This window comes from Stenotrophomonas sp. 93052_Sma (assembly GCF_056481145.1).
Genome location: NZ_CM151134.1, coordinates 1,009,820 through 1,033,489, shown reverse-complemented (window position 1 = coordinate 1,033,489; position 23,670 = coordinate 1,009,820). Strand labels below are relative to the sequence as shown.

The window sequence follows — 23,670 nt, the reverse complement described above, 5'->3', positions numbered from 1 at the left end:
TTGCGCCGAGGGCTTTTAAAGTTGGCGGAGCGGACGGGACTCGAACCCGCGACCTCCGGCGTGACAGGCCAGCATTCTAACCAGCTGAACTACCGCTCCGCGCTGAAACTTTGCAGGCGCCCAGTATATCCGAAGACTCCCTGGAAACCCAGCCCGATGAACACTTTTTTCAAAGTTTTTTCACAGGGACTTAAGAATTCTGCAATGGCGGAGCGGACGGGACTCGAACCCGCGACCTCCGGCGTGACAGGCCAGCATTCTAACCAGCTGAACTACCGCTCCGTTCTTGCAAAAACCTTTTCGCCTTCCTTCCGAACCTGTCGGTGAGAAGACAAGGCCCCCAGCTTTAGGCCGGGGGCCTCGATGTAGTGGCGGAGCGGACGGGACTCGAACCCGCGACCTCCGGCGTGACAGGCCAGCATTCTAACCAGCTGAACTACCGCTCCGCATTGTTGCTATTTCCTGTTTTCCCACCGGCCTGAACCGGGGAGAAAACAAAGCCTCCAGCTTTTGGCCGGAGGCCTCGTTGAATGGCGGAGCGGACGGGACTCGAACCCGCGACCTCCGGCGTGACAGGCCAGCATTCTAACCAGCTGAACTACCGCTCCACACTCAAACTTTTACCGCGGTGCTGTGGTGGGTGCTGAGGGTTTCGAACCCCCGACCCTCTCCGTGTAAAGGAGACGCTCTACCGCTGAGCTAAGCACCCCAGCGAGCCGCTTAGTTTACAGCATCCTTCAGGGCCTTACCAGCCTTGAACGACGGATTCTTCGAAGCAGCGATCTTGATGGTGTCGCCGGTCTTCGGGTTGCGGCCGGTGCGGGCAGCACGGTCGCGGACCTGGAAGGTACCGAAGCCAACCAGGGTGACCGCATCGCCGTCCTTCAGCGCCTTGGTGACGGCAGCAACGACGGCATCGACAGCGCGGCTGGACTCGGCCTTGGTCAGGTCGGCAGCTTCAGCAACGGCATCGATCAATTCGGTCTTGTTCATTCTCTACAACTCCTTTGGCGGTGGGTTCCGCTTATTCGACAGGGAAGCAACCGCACGCCTTCTGCATGCGGCCGCCATGTGGAAACGGTTCGCCGATTCAGTCATCGCTGACAGCGATCACTCATTCGCGAGTGCTGCTTTTATACCAGTGGCCCTACCCCCACGCAAGCTGGAAAGCCAGCAACGACGCGGGTTTCGGGCCATCGGACAGCGCGCGTCAATGCTTGACGCGCGCTTCCACTCGGTTTGGCCTTGCTGCGCACCGTGACACGCTGCGCACTCTTGCGCGCCTTCTTCGGTGCCAGCGGGCGCTCCAGCGCCAGGTCCAGGACTTCTTCGATGTACTTCACCGGCACGATCTCCAGATCGCGGGTGACGTTGGCCGGAATGTCTGCAAGGTCTTTGCGGTTCTCTTCCGGAATGATGACCGTGCGGATACCACCGCGCAGTGCGGCCAGCAGTTTCTCCTTCAAGCCACCGATGGCGGTGACACGACCACGCAGGGTGATCTCACCGGTCATCGCCACGTCGGCACGCACCGGCACCTTGGTCAGCATCGACACCAGCGAGGTGACCATTGCCGCACCGGCACTCGGTCCGTCCTTCGGCGTGGCACCATCGGGCACGTGCAGGTGCACGTCGTGCTTCTGCAGGAAGTCGCTGTCGATGCCAAAGCCCACGGCGCGCGAACGCACCACCGACAACGCCGCCGACGCCGATTCCTTCATCACGTTGCCGAGCTGGCCGGTCAGGATCAGCTGGCCCTTGCCCGGCACCAGCGTCGATTCGATCTGCAGCAGATCGCCACCGACTTCGGTCCACGCCAGGCCGGTGACCAGGCCGATCTCGTTCTCTTCCTCGGCGCGGCCGAAATCGAAGCGACGCACACCCAGGTACTTGTCCAGGTTCTTGCTGGACACGCTCACCAGCGCCTTGGACTTCTTCGCGCCCTTCTTCGCCTTCACCGGCTGCGGACCGGCCAGCGCGATCTCCTTCACCACCTTGCGGCAGATCTTGGCGATCTCGCGTTCCAGGTTGCGCACGCCCGATTCGCGCGTGTAGTAGCGCACGATGTCCTGGATCGCATCGCTGCCGATCTCCAGCTCTTCCGGCTGCAGGCCGTTGGCCTTGATCTGCTTCGGCACCAGGTAGCGGGTCGCGATGTTGAGCTTCTCGTCCTCGGTGTAGCCGGGGATGCGGATCACTTCCATGCGGTCCAGCAGCGGGCCGGGAATATTGAGCGAGTTCGAGGTGGCCACGAACATCACTTCGGACAGGTCCAGGTCCACTTCCAGGTAGTGGTCGTTGAACGCGTTGTTCTGCTCCGGGTCGAGCACTTCCAGCAGCGCCGACGACGGATCGCCACGGAAGTCCATCGACATCTTGTCGATCTCGTCGAGCACGAACAGCGGGTTCTTGCTGCCGACCTTGTTGAGGTTCTGCACGATGCGGCCCGGCATCGAACCAACGTAGGTACGACGGTGGCCACGGATCTCGGCTTCATCGCGAACGCCGCCCAGCGACATGCGCACGAACTTGCGGTTGGTAGCCTTGGCGATGGACTGGCCGAGCGAGGTCTTGCCCACGCCCGGCGGCCCGACCAGGCACAGGATCGGGCCCTTCATCTGCTTCACGCGCGACTGCACCGCCAGGTATTCAAGGATGCGCTCCTTGACCTTCTCCAGGCCGTAGTGGTCGGCGTCGAGGGTGTCCTGTGCGGCCTTCAGGTCCTTGCGCACCTTGCTGCGCTTCTTCCACGGCACGCCCAGCAACCACTCCAGGTAGTTGCGCACGACGGCCGCTTCAGCCGACATCGGCGACATCTGCTTGAGCTTGTTCAGTTCGTTGCGCGCCTTGGCTTCAACGGCCTTCGGCATGCCGGCTTCGGCGATCTTGCGGGCCAGTTCTTCCAGCTCGCCCGGTGCGTCGTCCAGGTCACCCAGTTCCTTCTGGATGGCCTTCATCTGTTCGTTGAGGTAGTACTCGCGCTGGCTCTTCTCCATCTGCGACTTCACGCGCCCGCGGATGCGCTTCTCCATCTGCTGCACGTCGATCTCGCCGTCGACCAGGCCGACCAGCATTTCCAGGCGGTCGCCCACGGCCAGCGTTTCCAGCAGGCGCTGCTTGTCGGCCAGGCGCACGCTGATGTGCGCGGCGATGGTGTCGGCCAGGCGGGCCGGCTCATCGATGCCCGACAACGTCTGCAGCAGCTCCGGCGGCAGCTTGCGATTGGTCTTCACGTACTGCTCGAACAGCGACATCAGCGAGCGGGCGATCGCCTCCACCTCGCGTGCTTCGCGCTCGTCGGTGGCGTCGATCTCCACGGCCTGGCCGTGCAGCGAGCCGTTGCGCTCGTCGACGTGGGTGACCTGCACGCGCGACAGTCCTTCGACCAGCACCTTGATGGTGCCGTCGGGCAGCTTCAGCAACTGCAGCACCTGCGCCAGCGTACCGACCTGGTAGAGGTCGGCCGCATGCGGGTCGTCGGTCTCGGCCGACTTCTGCGCCAGCAGCAGGATGCGCTTGTCCGCCTCCATTGCCTGTTCGAGCGCGTGCATGGACTTGTCACGGCCGACGAACAGCGGGATGACCATGTGCGGGAACACCACTACGTCGCGCAGCGGCAGGACCGGCAGGTCGAGGGTTTCACTTGGGGAACGGGCCATGGGGGCTCCAGGGAAGGGGGAAAACCGCCTCCGGGAGGGCATCTTCCGGAGACAAAAAAAGCCGATGGCCCCGTTATGGGGCCATCGGCTTTCAGATGCAAGGCATTCCTTGAAAATCCTTTCCAATCAACAACCTGGAAGGATCACTCGGCGCCTGCGGCCTTCTGTTCAGGGGCCGCCGGGGACTGGTAGATCAGGTACGGCTCGGACTTGTGCTCGATCACCGACTCGTCCACCACCACCTTGCTGACGTTTTCCTGCGACGGCAGGTCGTACATGGTGTCCAGCAGGACCGATTCGACGATGGTGCGCAGGCCACGGGCACCGGTCTTGCGCTTGAGCGCCTTCCTGGCGATGGCCGACAACGCGTCCGGACGGAACTCCAGTTCCACGTTCTCCATCTCGAACAGCTTCTTGAACTGCTTGGTGATGGCGTTCTTCGGCTCGGTCAGGATCTTGATCAGGGCCGGCTCGTCCAGCTCCTCCAGGGTCGCCACCACCGGCAGGCGACCGACGAACTCCGGAATCAGGCCGAACTTGATCAGGTCTTCCGGCTCGACTTCGGCCAGCACCTTGCCCACTTCCTGCTTGCGCTCGCTGCTCTTCACCTTGGCGCCGAAGCCGATGCTGCCGACGTCGGTGGAGCGGGCCTGGATCACCTTGTCCAGACCGGCGAACGCGCCGCCGCAGATGAACAGGATGTTCTTGGTGTCCACCTGCAGGAATTCCTGCTGCGGGTGCTTGCGGCCGCCCTGCGGCGGAACGCTGGCCACGGTGCCTTCGATGAGCTTCAGCAGGGCCTGCTGCACGCCTTCGCCGGACACGTCGCGGGTGATCGACGGGTTCTCGCTCTTGCGCGAGATCTTGTCGATTTCATCGATGTAGACGATGCCCTGCTGTGCCTTCTCGACGTCGTAGTCGCACTTCTGCAGCAGCTTCTGGATGATGTTCTCCACGTCCTCGCCCACGTAACCGGCTTCGGTCAGCGTGGTGGCGTCGGCCATGGTGAACGGCACGTTGAGCAGGCGGGCCAGGGTCTCGGCCAGCAGCGTCTTGCCCGAACCGGTCGGGCCGACCAGCAGGATGTTCGACTTCGCCAGTTCGACGTCGTCGTTCTTCTGCCGGCTCTCGATGCGCTTGTAGTGGTTGTACACGGCCACGGCCAGGGTGCGCTTGGCACGGTTCTGGCCGATCACGTACTGGTCGAGGACCTCGAGGATCTCGCGCGGCTTGGGCAGCGAACTGCGCGCCGACTGCGCCTTTTCCTCAAGTTCCTCACGGATGATGTCGTTGCACAGCTCCACGCACTCATCGCAGATGAATACGCTCGGACCCGCAATCAGCTTGCGCACTTCATGCTGGCTCTTGCCGCAGAAAGAGCAGTAGAGGATCTTGCCGGTGTCCGTGGAACGACCTTGGCGGTCTTCGCTCATGCTTCGCTTACCCAGTTACCCCACCCGCTGAACGGGGGTTCGATTCGAGAATAGCACAGGGCCGAGGGGACACCAGTCCCACCCGACCCTGCAGGAACGGGGCCTCCCTGGCCCCGTGAAGGCCGGTCAGCCAGCCTGGATCGACTCATCCGGACGACGCTCCAGGACCTGGTCGACCAGACCATAGGCCTGCGCCTCGAAGGCGCTCTTGAAGTTGTCGCGCTCGGTGTCGCGGGCGATCGTCTCCAGCGACTGGCCGGTGTGCTTGGCCAGCACTTCATTCAGGCGCGAACGCAGGGTCAGGATCTCGCGCGCGTGGATGTCGATGTCGGTGGCCTGGCCCTGGTAGCCGCCCAGCGGCTGATGGATCATCACGCGCGAGTTCGGCAGCGCATAGCGCTTGCCGGCTTCGCCCGCGGCCAGCAGCAGGGCGCCCATCGAGGCGGCCTGGCCGATGCAGGTGGTGCTCACATTCGGCTTGATGTATTGCATGGTGTCGTAGATCGCCATGCCGGCGGTGACCACGCCACCCGGCGAGTTGATGTAGATGTTGATGTCCTTTTCCGGGTTTTCCGATTCCAGGAACAGCAACTGCGCCACCACCACGTTGGCCATGTGATCGTCGATCGGGCCCACGAGGAAGATCAGGCGCTCCTTCAACAGGCGCGAATAGATGTCGTAGGCACGCTCGCCGCGGCTGGTCTGCTCGACCACCATCGGAACCAGGTTCAGGGCTTTGGTTCGGTTGTCCATTACGTGAGGTACCTATCTTGGGGGGCAACAACCCCGCGCCGGCAAAGGCGCGGGGCATCCGGTGATCCGCCCGGGCTTACTGGCGGATCGCGTCCTGGAACGACAGCTTCTCTTCGGTGTGCTGGGCACGCTCGGCGATCCAGTCGATCACCTGCTCTTCCATCACACGGTTCTGCAGGCCAGACATCAGCTGGGGGTCGTTGCGGTACATCTCAATGACCTGTTCCGGCTCTTCGTAGGTCGAAGCGATCAGACGCATCGTTTCGTTCAGGCGCTTGGCTTCCAGGCGCAGGTCGTTGATACGGGCCACTTCACCGACCAGCAGGCCGACCAGCACGCGCTTGGCGGCGGCGTCCTTGAAGCCCTCATGGGCATCTGCCGGGATTTCGCCGACGTTCTGGCCATTGCGGCGGATCTGCTCGACCTGCTGGGCCAGCATGGCGCGGGCTTCGTTCTCGACCAGGCGCGGCGGCATTTCCACCGAGGCGTAGGCCGCGATCAACTGCTCGCCCACTTCACGGCGCAGGCGGTTCATCAGGGCACCCTTCAGCTCGCGCTCCAGGTTGGCGCGGATGTCGCTGCGGAACTGCTCGACGTCGCCACCCTTCACGCCGAAGCTCTTGATGAAGGCTTCGTCGACCGCCGGCACGACCGGCTCGGACACTTCGGCAACCTTGACGGTGACCTGCACGGTCTTGCCGGCCAGCACCGGCACGCGCCAGTCAGCCGGGAACTCGACGTCCAGGGTCTTTTCTTCGCCCTTGGCCAGGCCGACCAGGCCCTTTTCGATGGTGTCGAACATCATGCCCTGGCCGAGCACGATCGAACCCTTCTCGGTGCCCTCGGCCGGCAGGCGCTCTTCGCCGGCCTGCGACCAAGTTTCCACCGCGACCAGGTCACCGTCCTGCGCGCCACGGCTGACCGGGGCCCAGGTACGACGCTGGTTCTGCAGGTTCTCGATCATCTGGTCGATGTCGGCGTCGGTGATCTCGGCGCTGTGGCGCACGACGGTCAGCTTGCTGACGTCGATGTCGCCGAAGTCCGGCACCACTTCCACGGTGGCCACGAAGGAGAACTCACCCTCGTCGCCCTTGTCGATGCGCGGGCTGCCGACGATGCGCAGGTCGTGCTCGCGCACGGCGGCATCGAAGGTCTCGCGCAGCAGGCCGTCCAGCGCCTCGCCACGGACCTGCGCGCCGAAGCGCTGCTCGATCACCTTGGCCGGCACCTTGCCCGGACGGAAACCCTTGATGCGGGTGGTGCGGGCGATTTCGCCCAGGCGGCCGACGATGTGGCTCTGCAGACGCTCTTCCGGCAGCGAGAAGCTCAGGCGGCGTTCCAGGTTGCCGGTGGATTCGATCGAAGCTTGCATGTTGACTCCTGCCACCGGTGGCCCAGGCCCCCGGCTCGATGATTGGGATGAAACGGTTGTAAGGACACGACGTCTGGGACGCGCCTGCTTGCCGCAGCCCTTTAGTTTCGCCCAATTCGGCCTGCACTGCCAGCGCGTGCCGGTCAAGGGGGCGCCGATGGCCCGATCAGGGCGGGGGACAGGCCGGCACTGGTGCGAAAGGGGGGACTCGAACCCCCACGCCTTGCGGCACTGGAACCTAAATCCAGGGCGTCTACCAATTCCGCCACTTTCGCGTGGCCGGCTCAGGCGTTCATTGTCGCAGGCGGGGGCTGGAAGCGGAAGGCCTGCACAAAACTGAATCTGCCGCGATGCGCGGCCCCTGCATCGCTGCCGCCCCGGCGGGCGCACCACCCGCCAGGACGACTGCGGCTTACTGCTGCGGTACAGCGCGGGCCGGTGCCATGCCTGCATGTTCGGCGGGCGCCTCCCCCTTGCGGATCTCCACGCCCCCGTCATCGGTGCGCCGCAGAGCCACCGACTCCGGCATGGCCTTGCGCACATCCACCGAACCGTCCGCATTGCGCTGCACATCCACCGCGTCAGGCAGGACCTCCGCTTCCGCAGGCTGAGCCGGCTGCATCTGCATGGCGTCACCCACCGGGCGCGCCGGAGTGCTCTCCGTGCCCGCGTCGCGTTCAACGGTCTTCGCGGGATCATTGGCTGGTGCGCAGGCAGCCAGCACCATCAACGCGAAGGGAACCCACAGCGTGCGGTGCAATCGATTGATATCAGCCATCAACATCTTCCTTCGTGCATGCGCCATCGGCGCGGAAGATCCATTGGGTGCGATACAGGACGCGATGCGGTGAGAAGCAGCGCACAGCATTGAAAACACTGATGACGCGTATGTCCCTGATTTCAGCATCGCTTCAGTAGATTCACGCCATGCGCCGTTTCAGCAGATCCACACCATGCGTGGATGAAGCGCAACCCGGCGCGCAGACAAGAAAAAAGCCACTTGGATGACCAAGTGGCTTTCGTCTGGTGGGCTGTCAAGGATTCGAACCTTGGACCTATTGATTAAGAGTCAACTGCTCTACCAACTGAGCTAACAGCCCGAAATCGGGGCGCGAATTATGACCCGATCCGCTCGGTGGGTGCAAGCACTTTTTTCAACATCGTTGAAACCAGCACTGCGGTCCCGCTGCATTGCAGATCCACGGCCAAGCGGGGCTCTGCAACCCGTGATCCATCGAAACGATGGGAGTCACACTTATAATAAAAAAGCCACCTGGGATACCAGGTGGCTTCTGTCTTGGTGGGCCGTCAAGGATTCGAACCTTGGACCTATTGATTAAGAGTCAACTGCTCTACCAACTGAGCTAACGGCCCGTGAAACTCAGACGCACATTGTAGCGTGCTTTCTGTTTATTGCAATACCGTTTCGGCTGCGCCGATGCGGTTGAATCAGTGGGGTGGCTGAGGGGATTCGAACCCCCGACCACCGGAATCACAATCCGGTACTCTAACCAACTGAGCTACAGCCACCACTGAAACTTTCGCTCCACCGCCGATGAGGCTGACGCTGGACCTTGATGCTTTGCTAGCGGGTGGAACCAGAAGTCCGTCCCCCGAAGCGAGTCCGGCATTTTCCGGGAGTCGCGAAGGAATTGCAAGCACTTCTTCACATTGATGTGCAGGGGCCGGAACAGGAGATCAATGCTGCTCCGCCGAGGTCACGCGCGCGATGTCCGCATGCCCATCCAGGAATGACAGCGTGGCCTCCCCTTTCGGCGTGACCTGCAGCTGCAGGCGTGGCTGGCCCGCTCCGTCGAGCAACTGAAGCATCACGTTGCGCGACTGCCTCCTGCCAAGAAGCAACTCGACGGGTAATCGCTTGCAGACCCTGCGCGTGCAAGCGCTCATCGTCGGCCCAGAACATCGGTCGCAACTGTCCATCGGCGACATCGTTTCGATCAAGTCGAACGACGTGTTGCGTTCGGCCGTCACCCCCATCAGCAGGCCAGCAAACGCCCGCAAGGCGACACCGCCGCGGCAGAAGGTAAGCCGCCGTTGGCGCCTGCGCCGCCGATGTACTTCGACCAGCACCTGCTTCACCTCACCCACGCCGTTCGAATCTGCATCCATCCCGAGCTAGAGAAGGCGCGTGCCGCACGCACCGGATGTCAGGCGCTGGCGAACAGCCCGCCTGTCGTCGGGCACGCCCCGAGAGCATGAACGTTTAGTGAACAAATCGTGAATGAATCTCAAATAGGAATGGGGGAGATCCATTCATACAACGTTAGCTGCAGGACATGGAACGCAGGGCGCGCGTTTGCAACCATGCCGATTCCTGCAATGAAGGTGAGATCAATAGATGAGCAAGCGGCTAATCGGATTCGTCGCGCTGGCAGCCGTGCTGGCAGTGGCAGCCGTTGCAATGTCCGGCTACCGGCAGCAGGCAACTGCGGATGCCACGGCAGAGGAATCCGGGAAGAGTGGCAGCCTCGATGAACGGCCTGACCAGGGAAGGCAGCTTCCGGCGTCAGGTGCGGCGGCCGCGCAAAGGCTTGAGCGGGACAACAAAATCCCGCCGGGCTCGTACAAGGCCGTGGGCCCCAAGGCCTACGAAATCGTAAGAGGCAATGAGTTCCGGCCTCCCGGTGACGCGCTTGCCCACGTCAAGCAACTGATGCTGCGCTCCGAATCCGGAGATGCCACGGCAACCTACGAAATCTATCGAACCATCGAGCAATGCCAGACCTTCATCTCGGATCGCGCTGACAAGCTGGCGGATTCGGCCACCACGGTCGGGGCCGGCAACTGGTTCCTGGAGCGGTCGGAACGAATCCTCAAAGAGTGTGAGTCGCTGGCTCTGGATCAGGACATCTATCACGCCGATTGGCTTTCGAAGGCCGCCGCCATGGGCTCGCAGGAAGCGATGCGCGCCTACTCGCGATCGCCGGAGAAAGTCATCGGTTCGCTTGATGACGCAATCCGTGATCCCGCGGCGCTCGAGGCGTGGAAGGACACCGCCACCGGATATCTGCGCGAACTGGAATCACAAGGGAACGTCAATGTCATCAGCGACATGGCGATGGCCTACACCTATGGCGGCATCGTTCCTGCGGACCCCGTTGCGGCCCTGGCGTACACCCGCGTCCTCAACCGGCTGGACCCACGTTTTGCCACCACCAATGACATTGCCAACCATGAGAAAAACCTGAGCAGCCAAGAGAAAGAGAAAGCCCGCATTTCATCGAACGAAATCTTCAAGAACTGTTGCATCCCACGATAAGGACCTATTGTGAAAGCTAGACTGATTGGGATTATCCCTTCGCTTGGTAGAAACTCCATTCCCGCCATTGCAGGCGTGCTGCTGTTCATGGCGGCCGGGAGCCTTCAAGCGAAAAAGCTTCCTGGCGTCATCAACTGCACCGCCGGATGCACGCTGACAACCCCGTATCCCGATCCGGTGACCAACCAGCAGCTTTCCCAAGAGGTCCAGAAGCTCAATGACGGCCGGACCACGGTCTGGACTGCCCAGACGCGCGTCCAGTCCGGCGATGTCCTGACCGTCTGTAACGGTATTTCCTGCGTCAACTACACGTGGCGAGGTGCAGGTTTCGACTCCGGCGAAGTGATTTCGACCGTCCTCCCGCCCAACTCCCGCGGTGGTGGCGGCGGCGGTGGTGGTGGCGGCGGTGGTGGCGGTGGCAGCGGCCCGATCAGCGGCGGCTGCCACGGCAACTGCGGCGGTGGCGGCAAGGTGCGGGTGGGCGAACTGGAACAGATGTGATCCATCCGGGGTGCACTCGACCAGAGTGCACCCATCGCGACCATCGCGACATGGAAAAGGCCAGCGCATAGCGCTGGCCTTTTTTCGTTGCCGGGCGCATTGCCCCATCCCAGGCGGCGCTGCTCAAGCACCTGCGGAGTGAGCCGATCGTCGCCAGATGCCGGTCAACCGCAACCTGCATGACATCACGCCGTGCGACTGCACCCCATACAAAGGGTATCTTTCATCGAAAAATAGGAAGGTGGAATGCTCGCCACCCAGGATTGCGCAACCATCGAATGGGAACCGGTGTTCACGGGCGTGAGCGCATAAATCATTGATTCCAATGGCGCGCCCGACAGGAATCGAACCTGTAACCGCCGGCTTAGAAGGCCGGTGCTCTATCCAGTTGAGCTACGGGCGCCCGAACCGGAACGGTGTCCAATCCGACGTTATGTGGGATTGGTCGGGGTAGAGGGATTCGAACCCCCGACATCCTGCTCCCAAAGCAGGCGCGCTACCAGACTGCGCTATACCCCGGTCTTGCAATCCCCTCGGGCCATGCCCGGGGAGCTGGTCATTGTCGCCAAGCGCATTGGGAACTGTCAACGCAGGATGCGTAGATCCGGCACCTGCCACAACGCCGAAAGCAGTCATCGGCTATGCTCACGCCCATCGGCCGGATGGCCGTCCTGACCCTCATTCGCACGGAGAACGCGTATGCGCAGCGGCAACCCGGCTCTTTCCGAGTCCACCTTCCTCGACCTCGCCAGTGGCTCGGTGGTGACCAGCCCCGACCAGGCCATGACCCTCAACGGCACCGTCAACAAGACCGGTTTCCTGCTGCTGTTGACCGTACTGACGGCCGCTTTCGCCTGGAACCAGACCATCGATGACTACGGCCAGGTCATGGCCGGAGCCAAGCTGTATGCCATGGGCGGCGCCATCGGCGGCCTCGTGCTGGCGCTGATCACCGTGTTCAATAAGGAATGGTCGCCGGTCACCGCACCGATGTATGCGCTGGTGGAAGGCCTGTTCCTGGGCGCCATCTCGGCCGTGTTCAACGCCAAGTTCCCGGGCATCGTGTTCCAGGCGGTGCTGCTGACCTTTGGCACCCTGTTCGCGCTGCTGTTCGCGTACCGCAGCGGCCTGATCAAGGCCACCGAGAACTTCAAGATGGGCGTGGTCGCCGCCACTGGCGGCATTGCCCTGCTCTACCTCGCGTCGTTCGTGCTGGGCTTCTTCAACATCGACGTGCCGGTGATCCACGACTCCGGCTGGCTGGGCATTGCTTTCAGCCTGTTCGTGGTGGTCGTGGCCGCGCTGAATCTGGTGCTGGATTTCGACTTCATCGAAACCGGTGTCGCCCAGCGTGCACCGAAGTACATGGAGTGGTATGGCGCATTCGGCCTGATGGTGACCCTGGTCTGGCTGTATGTTGAATTCCTGCGCCTGCTGTCGAAGATCCAGCAGCGCTGAGCCGAAACATGCCGTAGACGACAAAGGGCGCCCTTCGTGGCGCCCTTTTTTGTTCTTCCCTCAGCGCGCCAGCAGTACCGGCAGCGACGACGCCAGCAACGCGATGCCTGACGCGGTCAGCAGGCCCAGCACGACCTGCCGGAAGCGTGCCTCGCTGATGCCGATGTAGACCCGCGCGCCCAGCAGGGTCGGCACCAGCATGGCCGGTGCCACGATGGCGAAGTACGGCAACATCTGCCGGCTCACCAGGCCGCTGCCGACATAGGTGGCCATGGTCACCGCCAGCATCGCCAGGTTGAAGTTCTGGATGACCGCGCGCTGCTCGTCCTTGCCGAAGCCTCGCAGGGTGCTCCACAACGTCGGCACCGGCCCGGCAAAGCCGCCGATGCCACTGAGCACGCCACCGGCCATGCCAGCAATCGCATCACCGATACGGCCGCCGACGCGGACCGGAGGCAACGAGGCGCCATCAGCATCACCGGGCACCACAGCGCCAGGAAGCCACCCAGCAGCGCCTTGAACCAGTCCATGTCCAGCCGTGGCAGCACCGTCACGCCCAGCGGAATGCCGGCCAGCCCACCCAGCACGAACGGCAGCAGCAGGCGCAGGTTGAAACCGCGGCGCACGGTGAACACTGCGACCAGCTGCCCGACCAGCGCACCAAACACCGAAAGCGTCGCCGCCAATCGTGGCTCCAGCCCCCACGCCCAGAACGACATCGCCACCATGCCGAAGGCGAAGCCGGACAGGCCCTGCACGAATCCGGCGACGATCGCGCCCAACGCGACCAGCAGATACACCGACTCCATCACCACCCCGGTTGCAGCCGCGCGACTACCCTGCCGCGCCCACCTGTGCAGCGTAGTGCGCCGCAAGGTGCTCGACCAGCGCGCACCTTCGGCGCCAACGCCCGCGCGTGCGGATACAGCGCGAAGTAGCGCCGCTGTCCGGCGTGCCAGGCGGGCAGCACACGGATCAGGCGGCCGGCACGCAGGTCCTCCTGCACGGTCAGCGCAGTGAACAGGCTGATGCCCATGCCAGCCAACGCAGCGGCATACAACGCTGGCGTCGCATCCACCCGCAGGCGCTGCCCCGCCTCGATGCTCGCGGCGGCACCGCGTGGCCCCTGCAGCTGCCAGGGCGACATCGCCGCTGTGGGACTGAAACCCAGCAGCGTGTGCTGTGCGAGGTCCGAAGCCTGCCGGGGCAGACCGTGCCGCGCCAGATAGGCCGGTGCGGCGACCAGGATGCGTGGGCAGCTGGCCAGCTCGCGCGCGACCAGCTGGCTGTCCGGCAAGGAAGGCGCGATGCGCAGCGCCAGGTCGAAGCCGCCACCGACGACATCGACCAGTTGATCATCCGCCGACAGGTCAAGCGCGACCTGCGGGTAGCGCTGCAGGAACGACGGCAGCCAATGCGGCAACTCCTGGCTGGCCACCACCTGCGGCACGCTGATCCGCACGATGCCACTGGGCTGCGCCTGCCCGGCACGCACGCGATCATCCGCTTCCTGCAGGCGATCCAGCAGCGCTGCCGCCTCGCGGTAGTAATCGCGACCGGCTTCGGTCAGTGACAGCCGGCGGCTGTTGCGATCGAGCAGTCGAACCTCCAGATGTTCTTCCAGCTGCCGCAGTTGCCGTGACATCGCCGAATGGGTGGTACCCAGTCGTTCGGCGGCGGCGGTGAAACTGCCTGCATCGACGATGGCGCGCAGCGCACGCAGGGCGGCGAAATGGTCCATCGGCGGGCAGCTCCAGGTGGCGGGGCCCGCGGCGTGCGGGCCCCGTCAGCTTATCAAGCGCCGTCGCCGGCCTTGCGCACCGGCAGTGCCAGGATCGCGTCAGTCGCCATGACATCGCCGAAGGTGTCCTCAATCTGCGCCAGCGAGGCGTCATGCAGCGCGCGATGACCGATGCGCTGGCCTCCGGCAAGATCCAGATCACGGCTGGCAGTTGCATCGGACGACACGATGACGCGGTAGCCACGCGGTGCCGCTGCGGCATCGCGGGCGGCACCTGCCACGCAGGCATGGGTCTGCAGGCCGGTGACGATCAGGGTGTCGATGCCTGCATCCTTCAGCACCTGGTCGAGCACCGCGGCCGAGTCACCGGCGAACACGCTGACGTTGTCCTTCAGCACCACGGTCTCGCCCTTGCGCGGCTGCAGGTCGCGATGGAAGGCGGCATTGACGCTGCCCTGCGCGAACAGCGGCGCACCCGCCGGCAACACGTGCTGTACATGGATCACGCGGATGCCGTGGGCATCGGCGAACTCGACCACCCGCTTCGCCTGCCGCAGTGCGGCCACGCCATCGGGGATGACCATGCGGCCACCGGCGAAGCCCGGCGCAGCGCTGCCGTCGAAGTATTCGTTCTGGAAGTCGATCACCAGCACGGCGGTCTTCGCCGCATCCAGCGAAGCCACAACGGGTGCGCCAGCCATGTGGCGAATGGTGGGATGGGCCGGTTCGGCAGCGGTGACGGGGGTAACGGTGGCCATGCCGATCAGGCTGGCCAGACCAAAGGCGGTGAGGTTCATGTTCAAGCTCCTGTGCGGTGGAAATTGGGCACATGATGCGGAGCGGACGGCGCACGAACCAGCCATGTAAAAGCACATGATCTGTGCAAATTTCGCACAGACAATCCCCTGTAGAGCCACCCCATGGGTGGCTGCGGACCAAAGCCCCATCCACGCATGGCGTGGATCTACCGAGCCGACCCACAACGCAACGAGGCGCCCGAAGGCGCCCCGCTGTGGTTCCGTCAAGGAACGCCGGCCGCTTACAGGCGGCTGGCGATGGCCTGGGCAAAGCTCATGGTGGTGCCGGTGCCGCCCAGGTCGCCGGTCAGCGAATCCTTGGCTTCCATGGTCGCCACGATGGCCTTGCGCAGGCGCTCGGCATTTTCCGGCTGGCCGACATGGTCCAGCATCTGCGCGGCCGCCAGCAGCAGCGCGCACGGATTGGCCTTGCCCTGGCCAGCGATGTCCGGCGCGGTGCCGTGCACGGCTTCGAAGATCGCCGCGTCCTTGCCGATGTTGGCACCCGGGGCCAGGCCCAGGCCGCCGACGAGGCCGGCGCACAGGTCGGAGATGATGTCGCCGAACAGGTTGGTGGTGACGATCACGTCGAACTGTTCCGGACGCATCACCAGCTGCATGCAGCAGTTGTCGACGATCATTTCCTGGAATTCGATGTCCGGGTACTGCGCAGCCACTTCACGGGCGACATTCAGGAACAGGCCCGAGGTCGACTTGATGATGTTGGCCTTGTGTACGGCGGTGACCTTCTTGCGGCCGGTGCTCTTGGCCAGCTCGAAGGCGTAGCGCACGATGCGCTCGGAGCCCTTGCGGGTGATGCGGGTGCCGGAGAAGGCGGTCTCGCCGTCGGCCGACACTTCCTGGCCTTCGGCCAGGTAGGCGCCTTCGGTGTTCTCACGCACGGTGATCAGGTCGACGTTGTCGAAACGCGACTTGGTGTTCGGGAAGGTGTGGGCCGGACGCACATTGGCGTACAGGTCGAAGTGACGGCGCAGGCTGACGTTGATCGAGGTGAAGCCACCACCGACCGGGGTGGTCAGCGGGCTCTTCAGCGCGACCTTGTTGCGCGCGATCGATTCCAGGGTCACCGCCGGCATCAGGTCGCCGTGCTTTTCCAGGGCCACCAGGCCGGCGTCGGCGTCTTCGTACTCCAGGCCAGTCTTGAGCTGGTCGAGCACGAACAGGGTGGCGTCCATGATTTCCGGGCCAATGCCGTCGCCGCGGATGACCGTAATTTTCTGCGTCATTGATCGATGTTCCGAACAGGGGGAAAAACGCCGTCCGGACGTGCCCGGAAACGCCGGCGCAAAGGAAGTTTCACCGGCAATTATGCCTGAGCCGGGGCCGAGGTCCCAAATAGACCATGGTCCCAGTGCCCGGCTCAGGCAGAATTGCCCGCGCACCCCACCTTATCCCCGCGCCTGTCGGCGCGCCCCCTTGAACAACAAGGGGGCTCCTGGGCTGATGGATCGCGGGGAAGGCGCCCCGCACGTCCGGTAGTGCCGGCCGCTGGCCGGCAACCTCGGCCATGTGGGGTTCACGGGATGCCGGCCAGCGGCCGGCACTACCGGGAGGGCCACAGGGCCCGGTTCCCGGCGCCCGTCAGGTTCAGTGCGCGTGCGCTTCCGGGGCGGCGGCGCCGCCTTCGAGCTGGTCGAGGAAGTCGACCGCGCGGCGCAGGTGCGGGATCACGATGGAACCGCCCACCACCAGGCCGACCGAGAAGGTCTCGAAGAACTCTTCTCGGGTCACCCCGGCGTCCTTGCACTGGGCCACGTGGTAGCTGATGCAGTCGTCGCAGCGCAGCACCATCGAGGCCACCAGGCCCAGCAGTTCCTTGGTCTTCACATCCAGCGCGCCGGCCTGGTAGGTCTGCGTGTCCAGCGCGAAGAAGCGGCGCACCACCTGGTTCGGCTCGCCCAGGATCCGCTCGTTCATGCGCTTGCGGAAGTCGGTGAACTCGGCGATGCGGTCCTTGCTGCCGTCGTCGGCCGCGCTCATGCCTGGCCCTGCCCGGCCAACAGCGGCTCGAGCTTGCCTTCACGGTGCAGGGCCATCATGTCGTCGTAGCCGCCCACGTGGACGTCGCCGACGAAGATCTGCGGCACGCTGGTACGGCGGGTCAGTGCCATCATCTTCTCGCGCTCGACCGGGTCCAGGTCGATGCGGACCTCGGTCCACTGCTGGCCCTTGCTCTTCAGGAAGTTCTTGGCGGCCACGCAGTACGGGCAGACGGCGGTGGAATAGATGGTGATGGCGGGGGCACCGCCGGCGGTCTGGGCTGTCACGGGAAACTCCACGATGGATCGACGGTCTACATATGGTACCGGTGCGCTGGAATTTCCACGCCACGGCCGCAACACTGTGGATTAACGAATGGTTGCCCCCCACCCTGCCACGCTTGGCGCGCCCTGCCCGAGGACCCACTGCTTGCGAGCCCTGCTGCTGACTACCGCCGTCACCCTGGCCCTGGCCATGCCGCTCGCCCAGGCCCAGGAGAAGCTGCCCGACATCGGCTCCTCGGCCGGCGAGCTGCTGACCCCGGCCCGCCAGGCCGAGTACGGCGCGATGATGCTGCGCGAGCTGCGCAACTACGGCTACCTGCTGGATGACCCGCTGGTCAACGACTGGCTGCAGACCATGGGTACCCGGCTCGGCTCCAACAGCGACCAGCCTCGCCAGCCGTACACCTTCTTCGTGATGAAGGACCGCCAGATCAACGCCTTCGCCACGCTGGGCGGCTACATCGGGGTCAATGCCGGCCTGGTGCTGACCGCCGAGCGCGAGGACGAGGTGGCTGCGGTGCTGTCGCACGAAATCGCCCACGTCACCCAGCAGCACGTGCTGCGCGGGGTCGAGCGTGCCCAGCGCGACCAGATCCCGATCCTGCTCGGCATGCTGGCGGCGGTGGTGGCCGCACAGGCCAGCAACAGCACGTCGTCCGGCAACGCGACGATGGCCGCGATCAGCTCGGGCATGGGCCTGATGCAGCAGCGCCAGATCAACTACACCCGCTCCAACGAATCCGAGGCCGATCGCCTCGGCATCCGCACGCTGTCGCGCAGCGGTTACGACGTGGACGCCATGGCCGGCTTCTTCGAGCGGATGGCATCGGCGATGCGCGGCAACGAGGGTGGCTACAGCGTGCCCGAGTTCCTGCGCACCCATCCGGTCAACATCACCCGCATCAGCGAGGCGAAGGCCCGCGCCGACCAGATGAAGAAGGACACGGTGCTGCTGACCACCAGCACCCCCAGCGGCGAGCGCAGGGAGCGCGTGGACCCGGCCGATCCCAGCCTGGCCGAACCCCTGTTGCGCGGAACCAACCCGCTGCTGCCCAGCAGCGTGCTGCGCATCCCGATGGGCCAGCTCAGCCGCGGCGCCAGTGGCGACTTCGACTGGGCCCGCGAGCGCCTGCGCGTGCTCAGCGCGGATTCCACCCCCGAGCTGGAACGCGAGTATGCCGATCTGGCCAAGCGTCAGAAGGACGGCCTCAACGATGCCCAGCGCTATGGCCAGGCGCTGGCGGTGATGCGCAGCGGTCGCGCCGGCGCCACCCAGGCCCGGCAGACTTTGGCAGGCCTGCTGCAGACCCGCCCGGACAACCTGTGGCTGGCTCTGGGGCTGGGCGAGGCCGAATCGCGTGCAGGCCAGACCGCCCAGGCCAACAGCCGCTTCGAGCAGCTGCTGCGTCAGCACCCCAACAGCCGTCCGGTGGCGCTGACCTATGCCGAGATCCTGAACGAACAGGGCAGCCGCGAGGCGGGCCAGCGCGCGCAGGCCATGCTGCGGCCCCTGCTGTCGCAAAGCGGTAACGATCCGGTCTTCCAGCAGCGGTACGCCCGCGCCAGCGAGTTGGCCGGCGACAGCGTGCGTGCCAGCGAGGCCTACGCCGAGGCGGCCTTCCTCAGCGGCCGGCCGGAACAGTCGCTGATGCAGCTGCAGGCGCTCAAGCGCAATCCGGCGCTGGACTACGTAGGCCGGGCACGGGTGGATGCGCGCATCGAGGCGATCACCCCCACCGTGCTGGAGCTGCGCCGGCAGGGCGTGCAGGACCCGGACCTGGACCGCCGCTGAGCGCTGCATGACCGGCCGATGGCAATCCCGACCGGTTCCGGCCAGGCAGTCACAAACATGTCATCAAACCGTAGTCTACTGGCACCACTCCAGTAACCGAGCCCTACGGTGTCCTCGTGCAGAAACGCATCCTGATCGTCGATGACGAGCCCGCGATCCGTGAAATGGTCGCCTTCGCCCTGCGCAAGGGCGATTACGAACCGGTCCACGCCGGCGACGCCCGTGAGGCCCAGACCGCCATCGCCGACCGCGTCCCCGACCTGATCCTGCTGGACTGGATGCTGCCCGGCACCAGTGGCCTGGACCTGGCCCGGCGCTGGCGCAAGGAAACCCTGACCCGCGAAGTGCCGATCATCATGCTGACCGCCCGCGGCGAAGAGAACGACCGCGTGGGTGGCCTTGAAGCCGGCGTCGACGACTATGTGGTCAAGCCGTTCTCGGCGCGCGAACTGCTGGCCCGCATCCGTGCGGTGATGCGCCGCGCCCGCGAGGACGACGAGGACGGCAGCGTGGCGGTCGGCCCGATCCGCATCGACGGCGCCGCCCACCGCGTGTTCGCCAACGATCAGCCGGTACCGATCGGCCCCACCGAGTACCGCCTGTTGCACTTCTTCATGACCCACCCGGAGCGCGTCTACACCCGCGCCCAGCTGCTGGACCATGTGTGGGGCGGCAGCGTGTACGTGGAGGAACGCACCATTGACGTGCACATCCGCCGCCTGCGCAAGACGCTGGAACCGTTCAACGCCGAAAACATGGTGCAGACCGTGCGCGGCGCCGGCTACCGCTTCTCCACTGCCACCTGAGCCTCGTCGTGCCGGCGCCACGCACCTGCGGGTGCCGGCGCCGGCAACTCTGCTATAACCCTCGGTTCACCCCAGTGAACCGCCGCACCTCAACGACGAGATCGCAATGCCCCGCCACATCCGCTCTGCCTGGTTGAAGACCCTGGCCACCGTTGCCGCGGTACTGCTGTTCGCCGGACTGGTGGGGTGGTTCACGGGCCATCTGTGGTTGTGCATCGCGTTGGGCGCGCTGGCCACGCTGGCATGGCATTACTGGCGCCTGCGCAGCGTGCTGCGGCGCCTGACCGCGCGCCAGCGCTGGGATACCGCCGAGGAAGGCACCGGCGTCTGGAACGAGCTGGACCGCCTGCTGTACCGCAACCAGGTGGAAATGCGCGTGCGCAAGCGCCGCCTGCTGGACATGCTGCGCAGCTATCGCGCCGCGGCCGCCGCACTTCCCGATGCGGTGGTGGTGCTGGACCGCAACAGCCAGCGCGTGCAGTGGTTCAACGAAGCGGCCACCGCCCTGCTCGGCCTGCATCATCCCGGCGACCTCGGCGAAGCCCTGGTCGAACGCCTGCAGCCGATGCCGCTGGCGCACTGGCTGGCCGGCGGCCGCAATGCCGAGCCGATCCTCGACGTGCCTTCGCCGGTCGATCCGGCGATCCGCCTGAACCTGCGCCTGATTCCCTATTCGTCGGATTACTGGCTGCTGATCGCCCGCGACGTCAGCAAGCTGCTGCGCTTGGAACAGGTGCGCCGCGATTTCGTGGCCAACGTTTCACACGAACTGCGCACGCCGCTCACCGTGGTGCACGGCTATCTGGACATGATGGACCCGGAGGATTTCCCGGGAACCGGACCGATGCTGGAAGAAATGCGCAAGCAGAGCCAGCGCATGGCCCAGCTGGTGGAAGACCTGCTGACCCTGTCGCGCCTCGAATCGCAGGAACACAGCGAGGAAGAGACCGTGGCCATGCAGCCGATGCTGGCGACCCTGCGCCGCGAAGCCGAAGCGCACAGCCAGGGCCGCCACCAGATCAGCATCGACGACCTGGCCGGCGTTGACCTGCAGGGCTCGACCAAGGAACTGCACAGCGCCTTCTCCAACCTGGTCACCAATGCGGTGCGCTATACGCCGGCCGGTGGCCGCATCGCCGTGGAGTTCCGCCGCGAAGGCGACGGTGCCGTGCTGGCGGTGCGCGATTCCGGCTATGGCATCCCGGCCTCCCACCTGCCGCGCCTGACCGAACGCTTCTACCGTGTCTCCAGCAGCCGCTCCCGCGAAAGCGGCGGTACCGGCCTGGGCCTGTCCATCGTCAAGCACATCCTCGGCCTGCACCACGCACGGCTGGAGATTGAAAGCGAGGTCGGCAAGGGCTCGGTGTTCTCCTGCCATTTCGATGCCGACCACGTGCGCCCGCGCGAGTCCGCCCCCCTGACCTCCATCGAAGAATGACTCCATGAGCAGCCTCGGATCCCTCCCCCTCCCCGTGAGCCCGGACAACGATCCGTTGCGCGACCCGGCGCTGTACATCAACCGCGAGCTGTCGCAGCTGGATTTCAACTTCCGCGTGCTGGCCCAGGCGATGGACCCGCAGGTGCCGCTGCTGGAGCGCCTGCGCTTCATGTGCATCTCCTGCACCAACCTCGACGAGTTCTTCGAGATCCGCGCCGCTGCCGTACGCCACGCACAGGAATTCGGCCTGCCGCCGGCGCCGGACGGGATGAGCCCGCAGGCCATCCTCAACGCCATCCATGACCGCGCCGCGGAACTGGTGGACCAGCAGTACCGCTGCTGGAACGAGACGCTGCGCCCGGCGCTGATGGAGGCCGGCATCGGCGTGCTCGGCCGCCATTCCTGGACCGATCGCCAGAAGCGCTGGCTGCGTGCGTACTTCCGCAACGAGATCATGCCGGTGCTGTCGCCGCTGGGCCTGGACCCGGTGCACCCGTTCCCGAAGATCCTCAACAAGTCGCTGAACATCGTGGTGGTGCTGAAGGGCACCGACGCGTTCGGCCGCGCCGGCCACCTGGCCATCGTGCGTGCGCCGCGCTCGCTGCCGCGCATCATCCAGCTGCCGGAGAAACTCGGCGGTCCGCAGAACTTCGTGTTCCTGTCCTCGGTGCTGTCCACGTTCGTCGATGAACTGTTCCCGGGCATGGAAGTCCAGGGTGCCTACCAGTTCCGCGTCACCCGCAATTCCGAGCTGGTGGTGGACGAGGAGGAAGTGGAGAACCTGGCACTGGCACTGCGCGACGAACTGGTCGACCGCGGCTACCGGCCGGCAGTGCGCCTGGAAATCGCGCAGGACATGCCGCGCGACATCGTGCGCACCCTGCTGCAGAACTTCGGCCTGACCGAGAACGCGGTGTACCGCATCGACGGCCCGGTCAACCTCAACCGCATCATCCAGCTGTACGACCTGATCGCACAGCCAGACCTGAAGTACCCGCCGATGACCCCGCGCACGCTGCGCGACAGCGACGGCATCTTCGAGACAGTGGCGCGCCACGACCTGCTGCTGCATCACCCGTTCGATGCCTTCACCGCCGTGCTGGACCTGATCCGGCAGGCGGCGGTCGATCCCAACGTGCTGGCGATCAAGCAGACCCTGTACCGCACCGGCAAGGATTCGCTGATTGTCGATGCACTGATCCAGGCCGCACGCAACGGCAAGGACGTGACCGTGGTGGTCGAACTGCGCGCCCGCTTCGACGAGGAAGCCAACCTCGGCCTGGCTGATCGCCTGCAGGAGGCCGGCGTGCAGGTGGTGTATGGCGTGGTCGGCTACAAGACCCACGCCAAGATGCTGCTGATCGTGCGCCGCGAGGGCCGCAAGCTGCGCCGCTATGTGCACCTTGGTACCGGCAACTACCACAGCGGTACCGCCCGTGCGTACACCGACATCAGCCTGATTACCGCCGATGCGGACATCGGCAACGATGTGCACCTGCTGTTCCAGCAGCTGTCCGGGCTGGCCTCGAAGATGAAGCTCAAGCGCCTGCTGCAGTCGCCCTTCACCCTGCACACCGGCATCCTCGGCCGCATCGAGCGCGAGACGCGCATCGCCGCCGCAGGCCGCCCGGCGCGGATCATCGCCAAGATGAACGCCCTGAACGAACCGCAGGTGGTGCGCGCTGTACGCCGCCTCGCAGGCCGGCGTGCAGATCGACCTGATCATCCGCGGCGCCTGCACCCTGCGCCCGGGTGTGCCGGGCATCTCGGACAACATCCGCGTGCGCTCGATCGTCGGCCGCTTCCTGGAGCACAGCCGCGTCTACTGGTTCGGCAACGACGGCGCACCGGAGATGTACTGCGCCAGCGCCGACTGGCTGGAGCGCAACCTGCTGCGCCGGGTCGAGACCTGCTTCCCGATCCTCGATCCGGAGCTGGCCAAGCGGGTCTACCGCGAGGTCCTGCAGAACTACCTGGACGACAACCTCAATGCCTGGGAACTGGATGCCGACGGCATCTACCACAAGCGTGCGCCCGCCCACGACGAGGCACCGCATTCTGCGCAGATGGCACTGATGCAGGGTCTCTGACCCGGTAGGTGTCGACCTTGGTCGGCACGTTTGGATTCATCCACGCATGGCGTGGATCTACCGTGTCGACCAAGGTCGACACCCACCAACAGCCGCGCAGAACGCCGTCCCGGCAGATCGCAGAGAACTGTCGAAGGCGGGGTGGGTCCGGTGGCAGGGGTGTGAGCCGCATGGATGCGGCGACCAAGCCCCCATGGACGGGTTCACGGCGTCCCCTGCCATCGGACCCGCCCCGCCATCCCACGGATAGCCCGCTGTTGCTGTT

16 protein-coding genes, 11 tRNA genes and 4 pseudogenes are annotated in these 23,670 nt (G+C 64.9%); 7 read left to right on the top strand and 24 right to left on the bottom strand.

The features are described 5' to 3' along the window. Nucleotides 1-22 precede the first annotated feature (22 nt). The 16 genes and pseudogenes from ACZK2V_RS04835 to ACZK2V_RS04760 all read right to left on the bottom strand — a co-directional run bounded on the left by ACZK2V_RS04835 (nucleotide 23) and on the right by ACZK2V_RS04760 (nucleotide 9,347). Nucleotides 23-99, bottom strand: a tRNA-Asp gene (locus ACZK2V_RS04835). 106 nt (nucleotides 100-205) lie between these two features. Beyond that, nucleotides 206-282 (bottom strand) — tRNA-Asp (locus tag ACZK2V_RS04830). 87 nt (nucleotides 283-369) lie between these two features. Next, nucleotides 370-446, bottom strand: a tRNA-Asp gene (locus tag ACZK2V_RS04825). An 85-nt stretch (nucleotides 447-531) separates the two neighbouring features. After that, a tRNA-Asp gene (locus ACZK2V_RS04820) sits at nucleotides 532-608 on the bottom strand. Between the two features lie 26 nt (nucleotides 609-634). Then, nucleotides 635-709, bottom strand: a tRNA-Val gene (locus ACZK2V_RS04815). Nucleotides 710-720: 11 nt separating this feature from the next. After that, nucleotides 721-993 (bottom strand): HU family DNA-binding protein, encoded by a 273-nt coding sequence (locus ACZK2V_RS04810; RefSeq protein WP_004146343.1) that lies wholly within the window; start codon nucleotides 991-993, stop codon nucleotides 721-723. A 227-nt stretch (nucleotides 994-1,220) separates the two neighbouring features. Further along, nucleotides 1,221-3,659 (bottom strand): annotated as a pseudogene (gene lon, locus ACZK2V_RS04805) (endopeptidase La); the annotation flags it as partial. Between the two features lie 143 nt (nucleotides 3,660-3,802). Beyond that, the gene (clpX, locus tag ACZK2V_RS04800) at nucleotides 3,803-5,092 is read right to left on the bottom strand and encodes an ATP-dependent Clp protease ATP-binding subunit ClpX (protein WP_049463494.1); all 1,290 of its coding nucleotides are present in this window, start codon (nucleotides 5,090-5,092) and stop codon (nucleotides 3,803-3,805) included. A gap of 126 nt (nucleotides 5,093-5,218) precedes the next feature. After that, nucleotides 5,219-5,845: an ATP-dependent Clp endopeptidase proteolytic subunit ClpP gene (clpP, locus tag ACZK2V_RS04795; RefSeq protein ID WP_004146318.1), complete on the bottom strand. Its 627-nt coding sequence runs from the start codon at nucleotides 5,843-5,845 to the stop codon at nucleotides 5,219-5,221. Between the two features lie 76 nt (nucleotides 5,846-5,921). After that, nucleotides 5,922-7,217 (bottom strand): trigger factor, encoded by a 1,296-nt coding sequence (tig, locus tag ACZK2V_RS04790; protein WP_014036145.1) that lies wholly within the window; start codon nucleotides 7,215-7,217, stop codon nucleotides 5,922-5,924. 190 nt (nucleotides 7,218-7,407) lie between these two features. Beyond that, nucleotides 7,408-7,492, bottom strand: a tRNA-Leu gene (locus ACZK2V_RS04785). A gap of 137 nt (nucleotides 7,493-7,629) precedes the next feature. Continuing rightward, on the bottom strand, nucleotides 7,630-7,995 hold the full coding sequence (locus tag ACZK2V_RS04780; RefSeq protein WP_189720624.1) for a hypothetical protein: 366 nt from the start codon (nucleotides 7,993-7,995) through the stop codon (nucleotides 7,630-7,632). A 246-nt stretch (nucleotides 7,996-8,241) separates the two neighbouring features. Next, nucleotides 8,242-8,317: transfer RNA gene (locus ACZK2V_RS04775), tRNA-Lys, on the bottom strand. Nucleotides 8,318-8,515: 198 nt separating this feature from the next. Then, nucleotides 8,516-8,591: transfer RNA gene (locus ACZK2V_RS04770), tRNA-Lys, on the bottom strand. Between the two features lie 79 nt (nucleotides 8,592-8,670). Beyond that, a tRNA-His gene (locus ACZK2V_RS04765) sits at nucleotides 8,671-8,747 on the bottom strand. 168 nt (nucleotides 8,748-8,915) lie between these two features. Next, on the bottom strand, nucleotides 8,916-9,347 hold the full coding sequence (locus tag ACZK2V_RS04760) for a hypothetical protein (RefSeq protein WP_486322946.1): 432 nt from the start codon (nucleotides 9,345-9,347) through the stop codon (nucleotides 8,916-8,918). 229 nt (nucleotides 9,348-9,576) lie between these two features. Here ACZK2V_RS04760 and ACZK2V_RS04755 point away from each other — a divergent pair, with 229 nt between their 5' ends. Beyond that, a complete protein-coding gene (locus ACZK2V_RS04755; protein WP_032129316.1) occupies nucleotides 9,577-10,497 on the top strand; it encodes a hypothetical protein in 921 nt (306 codons plus the stop codon). A gap of 75 nt (nucleotides 10,498-10,572) precedes the next feature. Then, entirely contained in the window at nucleotides 10,573-10,998 is a 426-nt protein-coding gene (locus ACZK2V_RS04750; RefSeq protein WP_458074879.1) for a hypothetical protein, read from the top strand. 326 nt (nucleotides 10,999-11,324) lie between these two features. Here ACZK2V_RS04750 and ACZK2V_RS04745 read toward each other — a convergent pair. Both ACZK2V_RS04745 and ACZK2V_RS04740 read right to left on the bottom strand, forming a co-directional pair. Next, a tRNA-Arg gene (locus tag ACZK2V_RS04745) sits at nucleotides 11,325-11,401 on the bottom strand. Nucleotides 11,402-11,440: 39 nt separating this feature from the next. Further along, nucleotides 11,441-11,517: transfer RNA gene (locus ACZK2V_RS04740), tRNA-Pro, on the bottom strand. 180 nt (nucleotides 11,518-11,697) lie between these two features. Between ACZK2V_RS04740 and ACZK2V_RS04735 the strand changes: the two genes are divergently transcribed. After that, complete coding sequence (locus ACZK2V_RS04735; protein ID WP_486322945.1) at nucleotides 11,698-12,456, top strand: Bax inhibitor-1/YccA family protein; 759 nt, start codon at nucleotides 11,698-11,700, stop codon at nucleotides 12,454-12,456. A gap of 60 nt (nucleotides 12,457-12,516) precedes the next feature. On the opposite strand, the pseudogene ACZK2V_RS04730 reads toward ACZK2V_RS04735, so the two are convergent. The 6 genes and pseudogenes from ACZK2V_RS04730 to grxC all read right to left on the bottom strand — a co-directional run bounded on the left by ACZK2V_RS04730 (nucleotide 12,517) and on the right by grxC (nucleotide 17,282). Further along, a pseudogene (locus ACZK2V_RS04730) lies at nucleotides 12,517-13,265 on the bottom strand (sulfite exporter TauE/SafE family protein). Between the two features lie 25 nt (nucleotides 13,266-13,290). Continuing rightward, nucleotides 13,291-14,197 (bottom strand): annotated as a pseudogene (locus ACZK2V_RS04725) (LysR family transcriptional regulator). A gap of 53 nt (nucleotides 14,198-14,250) precedes the next feature. Further along, nucleotides 14,251-14,994 carry a cysteine hydrolase family protein gene (locus tag ACZK2V_RS04720; protein WP_189720621.1) on the bottom strand — a complete coding sequence of 248 codons (744 nt, stop codon included), beginning with the start codon at nucleotides 14,992-14,994 and terminating at the stop codon, nucleotides 14,251-14,253. A gap of 242 nt (nucleotides 14,995-15,236) precedes the next feature. After that, on the bottom strand, nucleotides 15,237-16,241 hold the full coding sequence (locus ACZK2V_RS04715; RefSeq protein ID WP_032129081.1) for an isocitrate dehydrogenase: 1,005 nt from the start codon (nucleotides 16,239-16,241) through the stop codon (nucleotides 15,237-15,239). A gap of 361 nt (nucleotides 16,242-16,602) precedes the next feature. Beyond that, nucleotides 16,603-16,995, bottom strand: coding sequence for a carboxymuconolactone decarboxylase family protein (locus ACZK2V_RS04710; protein ID WP_004146041.1), 393 nt, complete (start codon nucleotides 16,993-16,995; stop codon nucleotides 16,603-16,605). Continuing rightward, nucleotides 16,992-17,282: a glutaredoxin 3 gene (gene grxC / locus ACZK2V_RS04705; RefSeq protein WP_049400919.1), complete on the bottom strand. Its 291-nt coding sequence runs from the start codon at nucleotides 17,280-17,282 to the stop codon at nucleotides 16,992-16,994. Before grxC ends, ACZK2V_RS04710 begins: the two co-directional genes overlap by 4 nt. 142 nt (nucleotides 17,283-17,424) lie before the next feature. Here grxC and ACZK2V_RS04700 point away from each other — a divergent pair, with 142 nt between their 5' ends. From ACZK2V_RS04700 to ppk1, 4 genes and pseudogenes are all read left to right on the top strand, one after another. Then, nucleotides 17,425-19,071, top strand: coding sequence for a M48 family metalloprotease (locus ACZK2V_RS04700; RefSeq protein WP_032129079.1), 1,647 nt, complete (start codon nucleotides 17,425-17,427; stop codon nucleotides 19,069-19,071). 116 nt (nucleotides 19,072-19,187) lie between these two features. Next, nucleotides 19,188-19,877: a phosphate regulon transcriptional regulator PhoB gene (gene phoB, locus ACZK2V_RS04695; protein WP_005408258.1), complete on the top strand. Its 690-nt coding sequence runs from the start codon at nucleotides 19,188-19,190 to the stop codon at nucleotides 19,875-19,877. A gap of 106 nt (nucleotides 19,878-19,983) precedes the next feature. Then, entirely contained in the window at nucleotides 19,984-21,315 is a 1,332-nt protein-coding gene (phoR, locus tag ACZK2V_RS04690) for a phosphate regulon sensor histidine kinase PhoR (RefSeq protein WP_032129078.1), read from the top strand. Nucleotides 21,316-21,319: 4 nt separating this feature from the next. Beyond that, a pseudogene (ppk1, locus tag ACZK2V_RS04685) lies at nucleotides 21,320-23,405 on the top strand (polyphosphate kinase 1). The last annotated feature ends 265 nt before the right edge of the window (nucleotides 23,406-23,670 follow it).